Genomic DNA, 434 nt, shown 5'->3' with positions numbered 1-434 from the left:
GCCTTGCAGGAAGTTTTTCACTTCGTTTCTGCCAAAGTTGTAAATTAGGGTGTTCCAGTCTTGGTGGTAGCCTTCGCGCGGGTCGGCGTGTTCGTACAGCGCAGTGCCGTCAAACTTGGCCAGGCCGTGGTCGTCGGTTGGGAAATGGCCGACTACCCAGTCGAGGATAACGCTGATACCCTCGTCGTGTGCGGCTTTAATCAATGCGCGCAATTCTTCCGGCGAACCGAAACGGCTGGTCGGCGCATACAAACCGGTTGCCTGATAGCCCCATGAGCCGTCAAACGGATATTCGGAAACAGGCAAAAACTCGATATGGGTAAAGCCCATGTCTTTGACGTATGCCACCAGTTCTTTGGCCAGCTCTTCATAAGTCAGCCAGAAATTGTTTTCCGGATTGCGTTTCCACGAACCCAAATGCACTTCATAAATGC

General features: G+C 52.3%; 1 protein-coding gene. It reads right to left on the bottom strand.

Going from position 1 to position 434, the window contains the following annotated elements; translation table 11 throughout:
• The coding region (locus ACTHUR_RS21475) for an alpha-amylase family glycosyl hydrolase (protein ID WP_440400831.1) at positions 1 to 434 on the bottom strand (434 nt) is incomplete at both ends.

Source organism: Neisseria sp. P0021.S007, from assembly GCF_051956855.1.
This window is presented reverse-complemented; position numbering and strand designations above follow the sequence as displayed.